Source organism: Nostoc sp., assembly GCF_036917415.1.
Lineage (GTDB): Bacteria > Cyanobacteriota > Cyanobacteriia > Cyanobacteriales > Nostocaceae > Nostoc.
Genome location: NZ_JBALDJ010000096.1, coordinates 48,601 through 66,429, shown reverse-complemented (window position 1 = coordinate 66,429; position 17,829 = coordinate 48,601). Strand labels below are relative to the sequence as shown.

14 protein-coding genes and 1 pseudogene are annotated in these 17,829 nt (G+C 41.4%); 8 read left to right on the top strand and 7 right to left on the bottom strand.

The annotated features are described in order from the left end of the window. The first annotated feature begins 87 nt into the window (after positions 1-87). Positions 88-411 carry a hypothetical protein gene (locus V7K41_RS21275; protein ID WP_180277395.1) on the top strand — a complete coding sequence of 108 codons (324 nt, stop codon included), beginning with the start codon at positions 88-90 and terminating at the stop codon, positions 409-411. A gap of 294 nt (positions 412-705) precedes the next feature. On the opposite strand, the gene V7K41_RS21270 is transcribed toward V7K41_RS21275, so the two are convergent. After that, complete coding sequence (locus tag V7K41_RS21270) at positions 706-1,191, bottom strand: protein tyrosine phosphatase family protein (protein ID WP_334851381.1); 486 nt, start codon at positions 1,189-1,191, stop codon at positions 706-708. A 322-nt stretch (positions 1,192-1,513) separates the two neighbouring features. On the opposite strand from V7K41_RS21270, the gene V7K41_RS21265 reads away from it, so the two are divergent. The 4 genes from V7K41_RS21265 to V7K41_RS21250 all read left to right on the top strand — a co-directional run bounded on the left by V7K41_RS21265 (position 1,514) and on the right by V7K41_RS21250 (position 4,105). Further along, on the top strand, positions 1,514-2,227 hold the full coding sequence (locus V7K41_RS21265; RefSeq protein WP_334851379.1) for a DJ-1/PfpI family protein: 714 nt from the start codon (positions 1,514-1,516) through the stop codon (positions 2,225-2,227). Positions 2,228-2,477: 250 nt separating this feature from the next. Continuing rightward, entirely contained in the window at positions 2,478-2,975 is a 498-nt protein-coding gene (locus V7K41_RS21260) for a GNAT family N-acetyltransferase (protein WP_334851377.1), read from the top strand. A 119-nt stretch (positions 2,976-3,094) separates the two neighbouring features. Continuing rightward, positions 3,095-3,703, top strand: a complete 609-nt coding sequence (locus V7K41_RS21255) for a TetR/AcrR family transcriptional regulator (protein WP_334851375.1) — start codon at positions 3,095-3,097, stop codon at positions 3,701-3,703. 18 nt (positions 3,704-3,721) lie between these two features. Beyond that, positions 3,722-4,105, top strand: a complete 384-nt coding sequence (locus V7K41_RS21250; RefSeq protein WP_334851374.1) for a DUF120 domain-containing protein — start codon at positions 3,722-3,724, stop codon at positions 4,103-4,105. 53 nt (positions 4,106-4,158) lie between these two features. On the opposite strand, the gene V7K41_RS21245 is transcribed toward V7K41_RS21250, so the two are convergent. From V7K41_RS21245 to V7K41_RS21235, 3 genes and pseudogenes are all read right to left on the bottom strand, one after another. Next, positions 4,159-4,863: a gamma-glutamylcyclotransferase gene (locus V7K41_RS21245; RefSeq protein WP_334851372.1), complete on the bottom strand. Its 705-nt coding sequence runs from the start codon at positions 4,861-4,863 to the stop codon at positions 4,159-4,161. A 34-nt stretch (positions 4,864-4,897) separates the two neighbouring features. Further along, positions 4,898-5,039: pseudogene (locus V7K41_RS21240) on the bottom strand (biliverdin-producing heme oxygenase); the annotation flags it as partial. A gap of 354 nt (positions 5,040-5,393) precedes the next feature. After that, positions 5,394-5,795 (bottom strand): fasciclin domain-containing protein, encoded by a 402-nt coding sequence (locus tag V7K41_RS21235; protein ID WP_334851370.1) that lies wholly within the window; start codon positions 5,793-5,795, stop codon positions 5,394-5,396. Between the two features lie 738 nt (positions 5,796-6,533). Between V7K41_RS21235 and modA the strand changes: the two genes are divergently transcribed. The 3 genes from modA to V7K41_RS21220 all read left to right on the top strand — a co-directional run bounded on the left by modA (position 6,534) and on the right by V7K41_RS21220 (position 9,005). Then, positions 6,534-7,394, top strand: coding sequence for a molybdate ABC transporter substrate-binding protein (gene modA, locus V7K41_RS21230; protein WP_334851368.1), 861 nt, complete (start codon positions 6,534-6,536; stop codon positions 7,392-7,394). Positions 7,395-7,460: 66 nt separating this feature from the next. Further along, positions 7,461-8,090 (top strand): DUF642 domain-containing protein, encoded by a 630-nt coding sequence (locus tag V7K41_RS21225; RefSeq protein ID WP_334851367.1) that lies wholly within the window; start codon positions 7,461-7,463, stop codon positions 8,088-8,090. A gap of 261 nt (positions 8,091-8,351) precedes the next feature. After that, positions 8,352-9,005 (top strand): DUF642 domain-containing protein, encoded by a 654-nt coding sequence (locus V7K41_RS21220; RefSeq protein ID WP_334851365.1) that lies wholly within the window; start codon positions 8,352-8,354, stop codon positions 9,003-9,005. 126 nt (positions 9,006-9,131) lie between these two features. Here V7K41_RS21220 and V7K41_RS21215 read toward each other — a convergent pair whose 3' ends face one another. The 3 genes from V7K41_RS21215 to V7K41_RS21205 form a co-directional block, all read right to left on the bottom strand. Next, positions 9,132-11,759 (bottom strand): CHAT domain-containing protein, encoded by a 2,628-nt coding sequence (locus V7K41_RS21215; RefSeq protein ID WP_334851363.1) that lies wholly within the window; start codon positions 11,757-11,759, stop codon positions 9,132-9,134. Positions 11,760-11,984: 225 nt separating this feature from the next. Continuing rightward, positions 11,985-13,724 carry a ShlB/FhaC/HecB family hemolysin secretion/activation protein gene (locus V7K41_RS21210; RefSeq protein ID WP_334851361.1) on the bottom strand — a complete coding sequence of 580 codons (1,740 nt, stop codon included), beginning with the start codon at positions 13,722-13,724 and terminating at the stop codon, positions 11,985-11,987. Between the two features lie 34 nt (positions 13,725-13,758). Then, the gene (locus tag V7K41_RS21205) at positions 13,759-17,829 is read right to left on the bottom strand and encodes a two-partner secretion domain-containing protein (protein WP_334851359.1); all 4,071 of its coding nucleotides are present in this window, start codon (positions 17,827-17,829) and stop codon (positions 13,759-13,761) included.

Sequence of the window (17,829 nt, the reverse complement as noted above, 5' to 3'; positions counted from 1 at the left end):
TTATAGCGATTAGTTAGTTCTTCAGGAATCTCCCAGAGTTTACATTCACCAAGTACACAACTTCCACAAACCGAACTCCGAAACCCGATGATGAATCATTACTCACTTCAATGGATTGAGGCATGGTGCCAAGAAAATGGCTGGACAGATTTATTTGTTGAGCGACGTAACAACTTCTGGGCTTTCCCTCCGGGTGGGGTAATGCCGGAACCAATTCCAGTTCATGTTCTCAGATTGATTAAAGCCGAAAAAGGACTGACTTTTGAAGAACGATTGTGGTCAATGTCGGCAGTAATTGGCACAATCCTAGCTGTTCTTTTTACCTTTTGGTTCCAGTCGCCGATGCCATTAGTTTTAGCTTTCGCTTTTAATGCTGTTACGGTGGCTCAATTTGAACTTGAAGATGCCTAAATTTTTATTTTGGGCTTTGTTATTCAGAACTGCTCTTGTCTGCTTTCAGCAAGAGCAGTTTTTAATTTAACAAGAAAGAATTCAGGAGTCAGGAGCTAGAATTCTTCAATTGAATTCTGTGCGACTCGCTACCCCTGCAAAGAAACAAGCTACGCGCTGCACGAACGTAGAGAACGTCTTGATTCTGACTCCAAGCCGCAGAGCGTCTCAGGCTTCGCTTCTGAATTGTTCTTTAATGATTTGTATAGCAGCCTTCTAGTCTATTAAGACATAACAATTAGAAGTCACTAACATTTAAGAGCAGCTAGCAGGTATAGCTATTTTTGCATGTTTGTTAACGTAGTCCACAAATAATTGCTTCAATCGGGGACTAACGCCAGCGTGTTCAAAGAATCCAAAGCCGAGATTCCTCGCTTTTGCTAAAGTTTCCTCTGGTGTTAATCCTTCCTGGATAGCGATACTCAACAGCGCAATTCCAGTCGATCGCATCCCGGCGGCACAATGTACAACCGCTGGTTTCGGGATTTGCTCAAGTATCGTGAGGATTTTGGTAATCACCTCTTCATTCAAATTTTTTAGATCCACCTTGAGTGGAACATTTTGATAATACAGCCCCAATGCTTCCGCTACTTTTTGCTCATCTTTGGAAAATCCTAGTTCATCAGGCGATCGCAAATTGAGAACGGACTTAAAACCTTCTTGAATAGCTTGCTCAAGCTGTTTCGGTATGATTTGTCCTGTTGTTGTCAAGTTTTCGTTAATTCGTATGGCGTTGATCACATTCACTCCTTTTGATTTTCTAATGTCTGCCAGCTTGGTAAATACTCTAAGGGAGCAAGCTTTGAGAAGATATTCAAAATAAACACAATAAAATTAGCCAAATATCACAAGATATTGCTTGATTTGTTCAAAACTTCTCTTTTTAAGTTGGTTATTTTTTTGCTTTATCCATAATATACGGTTTGTCGATAGAATTAGTGATAATTAAATTTTTTTATACTTTTTGTTGATATAATTACTGTAGGTTATATCTCAAGAGTTATACTATTGGGCAAGTTGCAGGAGCAATTGATCGGAATTTTTGCGAACAAGGGTATCAATAATGACTGTTACAGAACAAATTTCTTCTCTATCCATTGGAATAGTATTGTTCCCAAATGTAACGCAGTTAGATTTTACGGGCCCCTACGAAGTCTTTGCTAAATTGCCAAAGGCGCAATTATATCTGCTGGCGGAAACACTCGAACCAATTCGGAGCGATTGCGGCCTCACTTTTCTACCTGACACAACCTTTGCTCAAGCCCCAGCCTTAGATGTGTTATTTGTGCCAGGAGGCCCAGGTATCAATGCCAAAATGGAAGATGAAAAGTTCCTCGGCTTTCTCAAAACCCAAGGGAAACAAGCCCGCTATGTTACGGCTGTCTGCACTGGTTCGCTGCTGCTGGCGGTGGCGGGTTTACTTCAGGGCTATTGCGCCACTACTCACTGGCTATCGTTGGATTTACTTGAGATGTTAGGAGTGAAGACAGTTGCCCAAAGAGTTGTCATCGATCGCAATCGAATTACAGGCGGTGGTGTGACAGCTGGGATTGATTTTGGGCTGGCTCTAGCTGCTGAGTTATTTGGGGAAGCGCTCGCCCAAGCAATTCAACTAGGGATTGAATACAATCCCCAACCACCCTTTAACAGTGGTTCTCCCCAAACTGCCCCTGCGGCTGTACTTGCTGGCGTTATAGATGCAAGTCACAATGTTCAGGAAATCAGACGGCAAATTGTCCAGCGAGTTGTGACTCAATTGCAAACTGCTAATAAATAGCTAGGCGCAAATAATTAGAAGATAGGGTAGATTGTATTAGCGTGAAACACATAACGCACCATTTCCGATTTTCGGTGCGTTACGGAAGCCGTAACATACCCCACAGAACAATTCTTCTTTTTAAACTGGGCAATGACCCAGAACTAAAGTTTTCATTCATACTTCTTTCCTCGTGCCTTCTCCCAAGAGGAGACGCTAAAAGCAATCAGCCCTTTGCCTTCTCTTGTAATCTGAATGCCAGCACTGAACTATGAGCGCTAAGGAAATATCTCTTCGACCTGCCCAAGAAACAGATGCGTGGGTGCTGAGTGCAATTCATATTGCTGCTATCAAAGCTCTGCCTGCAACTTTCTACACCCAAAAAGAACTTTTAGCTTGGCGCAATTACCGCGACAAACCTAATGGTTCAAATATCTTGAAGAGTATGAAAGCAGAATCTTTCTGGGTTGCGATCGAGGGAGATGTTGTTATAGGTTTTGCTAGTTTCATTGTTGATGAACTAATCGGGTTGTATGTCCATCCTAAATATCAAGGTAAAGGGATTGGCCGTGCTTTAGTTCAACATTTTTGCGATGAAGCAACTGAGCAAGGTATAGATAAGGTAATTACAACCGCTAGCCTTTATGCTGAAGGTTTTTATTTACGACTAGGATTTACTGCCATCCAAAAAGCACCTCATTATTTAAGAAGTGGGATAGTTGTTCCAGTTACTAAAATGAGTAAAACATTAGCTACCACACCAAAATAAATTTCAGAAGGTAAATCTTTTAAATAATTTTCAAATTGTTGGCATCAACAATATTTTCCCCAAATTACGGCCACTTTTTCTACATAATCTATGATGAAAGTAAGTACTTGCCAGCATAAATGCATAAAACCATCCGTTCATCAACTCTCACCCGTACACGTTTGATAGAAGCCGCCTTACAGGTATTTGCCAGTTTAGGTGTTCAAGGAGCAACTACCCGTGAAATAGCTCGTGTTGCTGGTGTGAATGAGGTGACTTTATTTCGCCACTTTGCTAGCAAAGAACAACTTCTGGGAGCAGTAATGAAAAATGCCTTGGCACTCCAGACAGAAGCCCTTGCACACCCCGAAGCGTGGACACAGGATTTAAAAATTGATTTAAAACAGTATGCCTATCTTTACAATACTATGCTGGAGACACAGGAGGACTTAATTCGTACCTTCATTGGAGAAGCTAAACGTCATCCAGAAGCAGCGAAACAAGTGATTCAAGAAGCTGCCAAGCCCTTAGCAATAAAACTGGTAGCTTACCTACAATCGAGTCAGAAACGAGGCACTGTCAGGGCAGACCTCGATCCATTTCCGGTTGTCGATATGTTTACAGGAATGCTATTGGCTGGAATGCTATACCGCAGTGCAAAATTCAATCAGGGTAGCTATAGCTGTGAGGACTATATCGAAACCTGTGTAGATATTTTTGTACGTGGTATCAGTGCCACTCCCTCTTAATTACAAAAATAAAGATAGATGAAAATCTTGAAAGGTAAGGTTGTCAGTGGTTTAGGAAACTTTTCTTACTGGATTGAGAAACTCCAGGAATATTACTTAAGAAAAACGGGAATGAAATTCTTTCCTGGAACTTTAAATATTCAGCTAGATCAACCTTACCATCTTCCCAAAAATTTAATGCGTCTGGAAAAGGAAGAATATGGAGGAACTGTTTCTGTTAGCATTGTTCCCTGTCAGATATTTGGAAGAGATGCTTTTATCTTAAGAACAGACAAAAATAATACTGACAGTGGAGATCATCCAAAAACAATTATTGAGATAGCTTGCGACGTTAAACTTCGAGAGCTATATAACCTGAAAGATAATGATTTAATTGAAGTTGAGATTCACGATGTCAGATAAATCTGACCACGATCGCCTTTTAGAAGCGATTCGCTGCTTAGAAACCGAACCCTCTATATTGGGGATGAGCGATCGCCACTAACTAAAAGCGTTTGTTGTTTTGCCAGTACTTGTTTGCGTAATAAGAGTAATTGTCTATCTTTAATGCCTTCTGCGATTAATCCCTCAACTGTTTTCATCAGATAATCAGCGCAGGAACCCAATTTTCCCGATGCGGTGGCAATGCTATTAACAGTAGTTGTGAATGGTATCTGATGAGCGTACCTGGGATGTTGGCGATTGGCAACAAAAGCGATCGCTGGAAATTCCTGCGTACCGTCAAATACCTTCACCCAACGAGCAATGTAGACACCAGCTAACATCTCTCGTCGCCAAATCAGCAGTAATTCAGACGGGACATCAGCAGCAGCAATCCGATAAATAACGCCACGACAGCTACCACCGCGATCGAGTCCTAAGAGTAATCCCGGATTATCTGGAGTACCGCGACCGAGGATCATCCATGTACAGAAGCGCCGATGCCAACCATAAACGATCCCAGCACGGCGCTCGACGTATGTAATTAGGGGATTCCAAATCAGCGAACCGTAGGCAAATATCCAGATATCAGAATTTGGTAGCTGTTGTTGTAGTGTTTTATCAAGCGATCGCTGTAACTCATCTTCACTCAGGGTAGTTAACTTGATTCCAGAGTGTGATGCTTCTAATAGTCTCGTCTGTATGTTTCCGGCTTCGAGGTCGCTACGATTGAGTGACATAATGCAGATTATTTCTTTTTCTGTAAATCTTCAGTAATTCGCTGTAGACATAATACAAGTTGCTTAAGAACTTGGGCGTTGCAGTCTCTATCCACAACTCCTTGCAAAAAACATTTCATGAATGCCACATTTTCCGCTGATGTCTGGGCTTGTTGAGTTCCAAAGCGGAGTTTGATGGCTAGATTCTGGAGTTTAGACTAAGCCATGCAAAATGTTTATTATAAACATACACACTACATAATTGTTAAAGGTCGCGGATGCTTTGAGGCTGACAAGATAATATTTTTAATCTCTAATTCCATTTGATTTGCGTTCTCTCATATCGCTTTTAGTCTAAACCCCAGTTAATTAAGAGAGACTAGCAATTGCAACGTTTCTACACGCATAAAACAACAAATCCATCTAGATTTTATCTAAATGGATTTGTTGATAGTTGATGTTTACTAAAAAACATTCAACCAGACTGTAATGAAGAAATGACTATAGGTAGTCGTCACCCCAGAAATAGCGTTTGCTATTCTGACGTTTGGTTATGCAGGAATCAAAACTGTGTCAATGACATGGATGACACCGTTATCAGCAGCAACATCTGCTGTTGCAACCGTTGCATCATTTATCTTGACGCCATTAGAAGCGTCAATTTTGACATCTGAACCTTCAACTGTTTTAGCTGTCTTCAGTTTAACCACATCAGCAGCCAGTACCTTGCCTGAGACAACATGATACGTCAAGATTTTCTTGAGCTTTGGAATATCTTGAAGTAATGCGTCTACTGTACCTGCTGGAAGCTTATTAAATGCTTCATCGGTGGGTGCAAAAACGGTAAATGGCCCATCACCTTTAAGTGTATCTACCAGACCAGCTGCTTGGATTGCTGCAACTAGTGTCGTGAAAGAACCATTGTTAGTGGCAGTGTCAATTATGTTGGCCATGTATTTTACCTAGTTCTGTGTAACTTGTTACAAATCTAAACTATTCATTTAATAAAATCTATCTATCATTAGGAGTATGTTAAATCAATTCTTTTATTGGTATCATAAAAATTTATATATATTTTTATACAAATAAATAATTATATGTAAATCTTCAGGCGGATGAGTTATGAGCACTGCTGGATGCGCTCACGATTTTTTTACACAGTGGTAAAGGCGATGCCTGCGGCAGTAAACTACGCATCCAAAGATTGTCAGAGCAGCACTTACAATACCAATAAAGTTAGCTAAATGGATGATTAAAAGTATGTATTTAGTTGGTATAAAGAAAGCTTTAGATATTTAGGAGCGATCTGACAATTTTATCGCAAAATTCATGCTATATAGACAAATCACGGTTTTTAGAGAACTTAAATATGCTTACATTAGCTTTTTGTCAGGATTTGTTAACCAGAAAAGTTGGTAGCAAGTATATTTAACTGATATTATTTCATCACTAAATACATTTCACTCGCTGTTTGTGTAATTCCACTTGGAAATAACAAACGGCCAATCACAATTGCTAAAAGCATTAGTGTGATTGGTCGTTTATTTCCAGAATTTATCATGCGTAGGATTTACGCCAAAACCTTCTCTAACTCCCATTTATCTATGATTAGTATTTCTGTTGCCTGTGCGTAAGTCAGGTATGTCAACAATGAGACTTTCAGGTAATATTTTCCCCAAACTATAACTTTCATGAACAGAAACAGAAGAAGACTTATTGCTTGGATTGCTACAGCAGCTAGCAGCATGATGCTGGTAATAGGCTTGCAGTTCGTTAATTTATCACCAGCAAGCTCTGTAACGACACTTAACGTGTATGCAGCTGTCAGTTTAACAAACGCGCTGAATGCCATTAAGACTCAGTACCAAAATGCTAACCCAGGCGTCAACGTTGTTTATACGTTTGGTGCTTCTGGTACTTTACTGAGCCAAATACAAGCAGGAGCACCAGCAGATATTTTCATTTCTGCTGCTACCAGCCAAATAGATGTATTGCAGAATTCAACCCCAAGTAAATTGGTTGTAGGTAGCCGTAAAAACATTGTCAAAAACCGTCTAGTTTTGATTGCGCCCACGACACCTCCCGTTAATGCTGGTAGTGCTGCTCTCACTAGCTTCAATGGTTTGACCAATGCCAACATAACTGGTATTGCCATAGGTGACTACACAGGTACTCCTCCAGTTGTGCCAGCAGGAAATTATGCCAAACAAGTTCTCACTAGCCGAGGTATTTTTACTACTCTGAGTCCTAAATTATACCGTGCTGCCAATGTGCGTGCCGTTTTAACTGCTGTTGAAAATAAAACTCTTGTAGTTGGAGGTGTAACTAAAACTATCAGTGCAGGTGCTGTTTACAAAACTGATGCGGCCATTTCTAACAAGGTAAGAGTCGTACAAACTGCCCTCACAACAGAGAGTGATTCGATTGTTTATCCACTGGGTATACTCACCAAAACTAAAGTTTTAACGACGGCACAGAGTTTTTCTAACTACTTAAGTAGTAGTACTGCTCAGAATATCTTCAAAAATACTTACGGGTTTATCCTGCCTTAATCACCAAAAAGTAAATCAATCAAGTACTCGTTGTCGTGAATTTTGAACTATTTGGAGCTATGTCTTGTGAAGTTCACTAAAAAACTCTCAATTATTGTTTGTAGTTTGACTACTGCTTTCCTTCATACTGCTGTGATTACTAATACTTATAAGTCAGCAGCACAAGCTGAAAGACAAGAACTGATTATCAACGGGGGATTTGAATACGACTCTCTTATAGATCCAACTAATCCCGAAACTACAAATCCTAATGTTACAGGATGGGTTAAATCTGGTAATTCGATAGATACATCAGGTACTAAAATTGACAATTTTTCTAATACTGGTAAGCAAGGATTATCGCTTGGTGGATTTTCAGCCATTAGCTACATCTCGCAGACTATCCCTACATTTCCTGGCCAATGCTATAAACTTACTTACTATCTTGCATCGACAGAAGAGGCACCCGATCTGAAGAACAAATTTAAGGTTTTTGTAGGTGGTAAAAAGGTTTATGTTCAAAAAGATACTCCTTACCAATCCTACACGCAATACACGTTAAATTTTAGAGCAAAAGGAAGATCCACCGAAATAAAGTTTGGCTACCAAGCCAAGTATGCGTTTTTATATTTGGATGATGTGAGTGTCAAAGCTACATCTGAACATCAAGGGAAAAACTATGGGGATGATCCCGTGATAGATGATGCGGATGAATAAACCACAGGTAGAAGCCTAAGCAATGTCTGGCTCAATAGTGTCAAGAATGCCACTAAAATTCATCTGATTTAAAAACTCCATTATGGGTTTATTGAGAAAAATTGCCTTGGTGTATGAATAATTATCTACATCTATAACTAACTCTTATAAACCAGAAGAAAGTGTTCATTTTTTTTGACACTACTGAAAGCCAGCCAGCATGGATGTAACTATGAATTTGTTTTCATTGTCGAAATTTAAAATTATTTGGAGTCAAGTTTCATGAATTTAACTAAAAAACTCTCAATGATTGTTTTTAGTTTTACTACTATCTTAATTAGCACTGCTGTGATTACTAATATTTATAATGCAACAGCACAAGCGGCAGAACTTGTTAAAAACGGAAGCTTTGAACTCGATCCCCTCATAGATCCTAACAATCCCAACGTTACAAATCCGAATATTACAGACTGGACTAAGTCTGGCGATCCGATGGATATATCAGGGATAAGAATAAGCAATTTTCCTCAGCATAATAGTGGTAATCAGGGCTTATCCCTTAGTGGATTTATAGACCTCAGCTACATATCACAGACACTTTCTACACAACCTGGTCAGCAATACGAACTTAGTTACTATTTAGCATCTATAGATGAGGCCCCTGACCTTGATAATCAATTTCAGACATTTGTAGGTGGAAATAAGCTTTTTGATCAAAAAGACATTTCTTTTCAACCATACACGCAATATAAGTTCAATTTCACGGCAGATGCATCATCCACAGAGTTAAAGTTTGGGGATTGGGATAAATATGGATTCTTATACTTGGATAATGTGAGTGTAAAACCTGTGCCTGAGCCATCAACTATTGGAGGAATAGCAGTTACTGCTGGATTGTTGGGAATATGGCTAAAGAAAAAGAAGGCAATTAGCTAGAAAGAATAGCCTTTTTTAACTTTTGGAAAAGAATAGATCATAAATCCCTCAAACTACTGCGCAGTAGTTATGAGGGAGTTGGTCATCTTCTACTATTGCCAGTAGAGCGGAATGTGGGTTAAATAATTACAACCAATTGCCTATAAGAACATAAGGTGCCCAAAAATATGGACGATTTTGTTTAGCTAAAATCGCAAGTTGGGCGCGTTGCAGAGCTTGGGCTTTAGTTACTCCAGCATCTAATTGTCGGTATAATTCACCCATAAAGTCGCTAGTAGATTTATCATCTGCTGTCCACAAAGTTGCTAGGGTACTGCGTGCGCCCGCTCGCACTGCTACTCCAGCTAACCCCAAAGCGGCTCGTTTGTCTCCTGTGGCAGTTTTACAGGCACTAAGGACGAGTAATTCAATTGTTCCTCGTCGATTTTCACCCCTAGCTCGAAGTAAATTATCTAGCTCTCTAACCCTGAGTAAGCGATCCCAGGTAAGAATATAGGTTTGTTCAATGTCTGAACTAAATTGCCCATGAGTAGCTAGATGCACCACTGAAAAGGAAGTAGACTGAATTTGCTTTTGCAGATTAGCTTCAGTAAACTCTTGATTTAAGAGTTCTTTACTTGATTTCACTTCAGATTGGACTAGTTTTAATTCTTGTGTGACATTTGAGAGTTTGGGAAATGATTTACCTTCAATCAAGCGTTCTTGCTCAACCCCAGCAATTAAAGCGTTTAGCCGCCGCACGTTTTGTAAAGGTTTAGGATCGAGGAGTTGCAGTCCAGGCATCAAAGAAATAGCATACTTTTCTATCAGATATTTCTGCTGTTTTTTATCATAAAGAATCGCCATTGGAATGTTTCGCAAAGAACCATCAAGCACAAACACTAGGGATGTGATATCTGCATTTGCTAAATCTGATTCAATAGGTTTAATTAACCAATCATATAACTGTTGCGAACGCTGTTTAACATCAGGCCCCCGGCTAACAATGGGTAAATCTTTTCGTAGTTTTTCTACAACGTTTTCTAATACATCTTTAGGGACTTTAGTTGTTTTACGGTAGATTGCATCTTGCCCTGGCAACCTAGTAATAATTTCCAGTCGATTATCTAAAATAATTGGATAGATAACAACCGTAGATTTTTGCTTTTCAACTAATTGATCGAGGTCAACTCTTGGTAACAAACAGGGCGAACGAAAGAAATTATCTAGTTCTGCTAACTGGAGAGATTCAATTACCTGACGGGCTTGAACGAGATTATCTGGCTTTTGAAGAGTATTTTCCGGAAGTTGCAGCAGTAAATCAACGTACTGTCGATATACGGGTTCTACACTTTCGCGGAAAGAAAATTGCACGTCAGGATTAATCGCAATTAAATCATTACGAAGGGATTTGAGGGCATTATAAGCTTGATTATAAGCAGCTGTAGCTGCCGGGATATTAGATTGCTTTTGCAGTATCCGTCCCATCTGCCAATGCCATTGATAAGCAATGTCTTGAGCATCAACAGACTCGGCTTTTGCCAAGGCTTGTTGTGTAAGGCTTTTAGCATCGGCTAGCTGTCCGCTTTGTTCGTACAAACCACCAAGAGTACCAAGGGCATAAGACTCAGTTCGTTCATCTTTTAAACTCTTAGCTACTTGGACAGCTTGCGCTAACATCTTTGCAACATCTTTTGGTTGAACTGAGTTCTGTGTCATTTTGCTCAGACTTTGGGCAAAGTTAATTCGGTAATTAACAGCCGTCCGACTTGGAGGTAAAGTGTTTATCTGAGACTGAATTTGGGGTAATAATGCCTTTGCTGGGCTAAATTCCTTTTGCTCTACCAATAGTCTTAATAAATTGAGTTGAGCTTGTAGACGTACAGTAGGTTTTGCAGATGCAATCTGTGCTGCCTGTTGATAGTATTGAATTGCTGTTTGAGTGCAATCTTTGGCGCTGCTTGAGTTAGCCAAACTAAGTTGAGCGTATATTTTAGCGCGGGCTGTATTACCTAAACTAAGTAAAGCATTACTTTGGGCGATCGCATCTTTCACTCGTATAGCCACAGAATAACTTTCTTCGAGAATTGTGCATGAATCGTTTAAATAACCCAAACTTCGCCGGACATTCCCTAAGTTGTACAATCCTGTCGCTTTAACAGGAGAGTCTGGTTGTTTTTGGAGAATTTCTCGGACTGAGGTTAAGGTTTTATCTGCTTGGAGATAATTTCCCAAAGTTTGCATTGCTTGGGCTTGATTAACGCGATCGCGAATCAGTGCAGATATATCATCTAAGCGTTGATAAATTTTAGCTGCTTCTTGCCAAGTACTTAAGGCTGCTTCAGTTTGTCCCTGTGCTAACTCCAGTCCACCTCGAACATCTAAAGCTTGGGCAAAGATTTGTGAAGAATTTACATCTTTGAGAGTTTGTAATATTTTAATACTTTGTGTAATAGCTTCAGTTGCCTCTTGCCATTTTCCTAATTGCTGGTAGGCTAAAGAAAGATTGCTTAAAGCTATAGCTTCATTCAATACATCATTAGTAGCTTTAAATTCAGCTACTGCTTTTTTGAGAAGTTGTACCCCTTCTACAAACTGTCCTGCTTCATAAAGTGCTTGACTTTGCTGTACTAAGCTAGAAGTCTGAGTTGGGTTGACAACAGGTGTAGTTGCTAAAACAGAATCAAATCCAACTTTAGATTTTGCAAATGCTGCTGTTAAATAATTAAATGAATCAAAAAAATATGGTAAAAACGTACAGAGTAATACAGTCAATAATGCTATAAAAAAATACTGGAAAAATTTCATATAATTTTTAAACTTACTTATCTTAAATAGTATAGCTGTAGTCACATAGTTTAGGACAATTTGAAAGCGTGAAAACTAGGAATAGTAATAGTTTTACCTCCTACCTTCTGCCTCGTGCTATATTTAATCCTTCTAATTAGTGAGAATACAAACCAGATATAACTCTCTATAGCTCTGCAATTTTGTATGAAATTAAAACGGATTATATTGTACAAAAAAATATAAACCGTTTTCTTGCCATGTATTGCTTTGAGTATCAACAGAAACTAAAGGGATACCCCACTCAACACCAGCAGTAAAGTTATTACTCTGTAACCAACGTAAACCCAAACCAACAGAAGCTAGAGTGTTAGTATTATTTTCATCTCTACTGGAAGAATTATTCCAAGCTGTGCCAACATCACCAAAGGTCGTAACTTGCAGAACTCCATTCCATTGTGGTACACGGGCAATTGGTAGCCGGAACTCAACAGAAGCAAGAGCGCCATTATCTGTCAACAGTAAATCTTGACGATATCCTCGTACACTATTTATACCACCCAAACCAAATTCTTCTGAAGCTAAAAGCTCTGTAGAAGCTAATTGCACATTACCACGGATTAATAGTAGGGTATCAGGAGCTAAGAGGCGTACCCACTGCGCCTGTCCTCGCCAAGCGAAAAAGCGGCTATCAGGTTCGGTATCATTAATTGTGGCATTGAATGCACCAATTCCCAGACTAAATTCAGAGCGAGCGGCAATGACTTCTTGGCTATTGCGACTCGTCCATTCCTGAAAAAAACGCAACGCAGATACTCTGGTGCGTCCTTCTTTATCAGCCCCTGGTGAAAGTACAGAAAGAGGAACCTCATTCTCTTCTAGTAAAGAAGAGGAAATATCACTTTCTCTGCGAAAAGCGGTTATCCCAAGAGCAAATTCTTGGTTAGTAGTTTGCACTAGAGGTTGGCGGAATGTCAGTTCGTAATATTGGGAAGCTGATTCAATATCTAATTTATTGAAGGGACGTTCAATGACATCGGCTGATATAGTACCATAACTGAAGGTGAGAGTACCATTGCGGGGATTGAGAGGTAAGCTGTAGCTGGTATCTATAGTGTTACTGCCGTCGGTATTGCTATATGTTAACGATATACTATCTCCGAATCCGAGTAAGTTAGCTTCGTTTATTTGCAGTTGGCGTCGGAAACTACCAACACTAGGTGAACGACCATTATCCAGGACTGCTTGTATATTGAATGAATCAGCCTCTGTTATCTTGATAGCCAGTAAATTAGCACCAGTACGTGAGCCAGCAGACAGTTCAGCAGAGACGTTTTGAATTAAAGGATTGAGTCGCAATAATTGTAGTGACTCTAGTAGGCGTTTTTGATTCAAAGGAGTGGATGCGCCCAAGGCTATACGGCTGCGGATATAATTTGGGTTGAGTCGCTTAGTCCCAGTTATTTGGATATCTTCTAATTTCCCTTCTATTACTTGGATTTGGACAACACCGTTGTTAAGAAAAGTTTGTTCAGGAATGTAAGCCCCAGACGTAACGTATCCTGCATTAATATAAAGTTCGGTAATTTTGGAACGAGCTTCTAACAATTGTGCAAATGTTATCAACTTGTTTGTAAACGGAGCAAGTACCTTAGTCAACTTTTCTCGACTGAATACTGTACTGCCAATGACTTCAAACTGTTTAACAGTGAAGATTTGCGATCTCTCCAGGAATGGTTCATCTGGTTTAAGTAGTGGTTGTCCAGGTTGAAGTAATTCAGATGGAGGTGGAAGTTGGGGTGGTGTTGGTAGTGTTGGTGTTTTGGGTGAAGGTGGTTGGACATCCTGCGGTGGCGGAAGTTGGGGGAGCGAGGGAGAATTGTTTTCGGGTGGTTGTACGCGATTGAGTGTCTGTGCCCTGCTGGATGTAGTTATCAGGCTGTTAAACAACATAAGCAAGCAGGACACTATCAAAATATGAGTAACTTTAGCGACCATGACACTGAATAGGGTTGTGTCTGAAAGTGTAGGGTGCGACAGATGAATTAGCACTCAAGACTATTTGTCCTTTGGCGTTTAGCGTTGCGCCTGTGGCTTCAACAATGCGTTTGGGAGTGGAGGTAGTTGGTTTACTGGTAACAGGTGGTATGGAACGATTGTTGTGAGTGGGTTTAACAGATACCCAATCGATTTGAGGCGCATCAGGAGTGAGAATGTCTTGGGGATTGGGTGGTAAACCGCCGCGTCCGGCGATCACAAATCGGTTTTGAGCATAATCTGGACTGTAGCAACCTTGAGCCACCTGAGTGTCAACTGGTATTGTTGGCAATTGGACTAAGCCACTGTTGGGGTCAATCTCAGGTGTAATTAACTTTACAGTGCCTTGTGTACTAAATACTGAACTAGCAGTGATATCGCTTGTTTGCGGGTTTTCTTTATCTCGGAACTCAAGACCATAAATGCCATTGGCTTGAATCTCCACTCTCCCACCACTGCCTGTATAAGCATTGGCAGTGATGTCACTATTTTCACTAGGCACAGCGAGGATGAAGCCATTGGGGGCATTGATGGTGATATTGCCACCATTACCACCAAACTGCTCAACGCCAGCAGTGCTGGTGATTTGACTGCGATCGCGTAATAATAACTCTTGCACGTTAAGAGTGATATTACCACCAGTGTTACTACGAGTTGCGGCAGAGATTGTGCCTCGTTCTAGTGTGAGGAAGTCAGCAGCCAATTGGATATTACCGCCAATACCTTCTCCCTGACTGTTAACGGCAATTGCAGCACCATCTCGAATTGTCATGATTCTGGGGTCGATGATAATATTACCACCATTACCTATAGAACCTTCACTGGTATTAGCAAATAGACCTGTTTTTAAACCAGAGAGGGTAATATTGTCTTTGACCTTGAATGTAATATTACCAGCGTCGGATTCACCAGAAGTGATGGTGGATACTTGACCACCATTGCTAGCCTCAAAAGTGTTAGCAGAAATGGTGACACTGCCTGCATCCCCTTTTCCAAGTGTACTGGCACTCAGTTGGGCACCATTGGTAACTTCTAGTGAGCCTGTTCTAATCGATACACCTCCGGCGTTGCCCTCTGCTTGCGAGTAGACTCGGCTGTATGCACCACTCTCAAATTCATCCTGACCTTCACCATCAAACTTGACAGCATCTCTAGCAAAAATGCTGACACTGCCTGCATCCCCTTTTCCCAAGGTACTGGCACTCAGTTGGGCACCATTGGTAACTTCTAATGAACCTGTGGTAATCGATACACCTTTGGCATTGCCCTCTGCTCCAAAGATGACTTCGCTGTATGCCCCACTATCAGATCCATCGTTAGCTTCACCATCAAACTTGATAGCATCTGTGGCAGAAATACTGACATTGCCTGCATCCCCTTTTCCCAAGGTACTGGCACTGACTTGGGCACCATTGGTCACTTCTAATGAGCCAGTGGTAATCGATACACCTCCGGCGTTGCCCTCTGCTCCAGAGAAGACTCGGCTGTATGCCCCACTGTAAAATCCATCCTTGCCTTCACCATCAAACTTGATAGTATCTCTAGCAGAAATGGTGACACTGCCTGCATTCCCTTTTCCAAGTGTACTGGCACTCAGTAGGGCATCATTGGTTAGTTCTAATGAACCTGTAGTAATCGATACACCTCCGGCATTGCCCTCTGCTTGCGAGTAGACTCGGCTGTATGCCCCACTGTCAAATCCATCCTTGCCTTCACCATCAAACTTGACAGCATCTCTAGCAGAAATGGTGACAAAGCCTGCATCCCCTTTTCCCAAGGTACTGGCACTCAGTTGGGCACCATTGGTAACTTCTAATGAACCTGTGGTAATCGATACACCTCTGGCTTTGCCCTCTGCTCCAGGCTTGACTTCGCTGTATGCCCCACTATCAGATCGATCGTTAGCTTCACCATCAAACTTGATAGTATCTCTAGCAGTAATGGTGACAAAGCCTGCATCCCCTTTTCCCAAGGTACTGGCACTGACTTGGGCACCATTGGTCACTTCTAATGAGCCAGTGGTAATCGATACACCTCCGGCGTTGCCCTCTGCTCCAGAGAAGACTCGGCTGTATGCCCCACTGTAAAATCCATCCTTGCCTTCACCATCAAACTTGACAGCATCTCTAGCAGAAATGGTGACAAAGCCTGCATCCCCTTTTCCCAAGGTACTGGCACTCAGTTGGGCACCATTGGTAACTTCTAATGAACCTGTGGTAATCGATACACCTCTGGCTTTGCCCTCTGCTCCAGGCTTGACTTCGCTGTATGCCCCACTATCAGATCGATCGTTAGCTTCACCATCAAACTTGATAGTATCTCTAGCAGTAATGGTGACAAAGCCTGCATCCCCTTTTCCCAAGGTACTGGCACTGACTTGGGCACCATTGGTCACTTCTAATGAGCCAGTGGTAATCGATACACCTCCGGCGTTGCCCTCTGCTCCAGAGAAGACTCGGCTGTATGCCCCACTGTCAAATCTATCCTTGCCTTCACCATCAAACTTGATAGTATCTCTAGCAGTAATGTTAACACTGCCTGCATTCCCTTTTCCAAAGGTACTGGCACTCAGTAGGGCACCATTGGTCACTTCTAGTGAGCCTGTGATAATCGATACACCTTTAGCGTTGCCCTGTGCTCCAGGTCTGACTCGGCTGTATGCCCCACTGTCAAATCCATCCTTATCTTCACCATCAAACTTGACAGCATCTCTAGCAAAAATGGTGACAAAGCCTGCATCCCCTTTTCCTTCAGTATTGGCACTCAGTTCGGCACCATTGGTCACTTCTAGTGAGCCTGTTCTAATCGATACACCTCCGGCATTGCCCTCTGCTTCAGAACTGACGTTGCTGTATGCTGCACTGTTAACTCCATTCTTATCTTCGCCATCAAATTTGACAGCATCTCTAGCAAAAATGGTGACACTGTTTGCATCCCCTTTTCCCAACGTACTGGCATCCAGTCGGGCACCATTGGTAACTTCTAGTAAACCAGTAGTAATCGATACACCTCCGGCTTTGCCCTCCCCATTTTCTTCTACTGTGCTCCTAACGAAACTGTTATCCAAAAAGACAGTATCGGTAGCATTAATTTTAATATCTCCTGCCGTAGCTGTTGCTGTACCCAAACCTGACTTAATCCCAGCAACAAGTTGACTTTGTTGTTTTAAATCTAAATTCCGAGCATTGACTGTAATTGAGCCTCCCCCACCAGCACGCACATCCACAACTGCGCCATTACTCAAAGAGATATCGGCTCTTGGGACACCATCAGGGACACTCAAACTCAGGTCTTGACTATCAATATTTAATCCCACAGTCCCATTACCAGAGACTCCTGCCAATTCCACTAGCCCACCTAAAGCATTCAAGGAGCCACCATCAAGGACGATATCTCCACCCACTAACAACAAACTTCGCCCATCTGGCACTCTCAGCCCTTTAAGATTATTTCCCGCATCGGTGGTTGACCTGTTCTCAATTCTGGCTGCTTGCAGTTGATTGAAAAACAGTGCTGAAGGATTGATTGCTAGTAACTCAGAGGCAGGTTGAGGATTGGTGGCGCTGAAGCTGCTACCATCGCTCCATTTGAAACTGCTGGCTGTGGTTGCTAAAAATGAACCACCAATATCTAATCGTGCATTCGCTCCAAAGATAATGCCATTGGGATTAAGCAGAAATAGGTTAGCTATACCGTTGGCTCGGATTAAGCCATCAATATTGGAGACTGAGTTACCTGTGACTCTAGTAATGATATTTTGAATATCTCCTGCATTATTAAAAGAAGCAGTACCATTAGTGGGCACAGAAAACTCAGAGAAACTGTGAAACAAATTACTTCCTGCTTGCGTTCCTCCAGTGATATTAAAGGTGTTTCCATCCTTGGCAACGCTAGAGTTATTAGGCAAAGTGTTATCTGGGGTAATTTGGGCAAAAACCTGATCTTGCAAGCAAGAAATTAACACGCTTACCACCATCAAACTACTACACCGACACCGCCAATCTTGAGTTATTCCTGACAT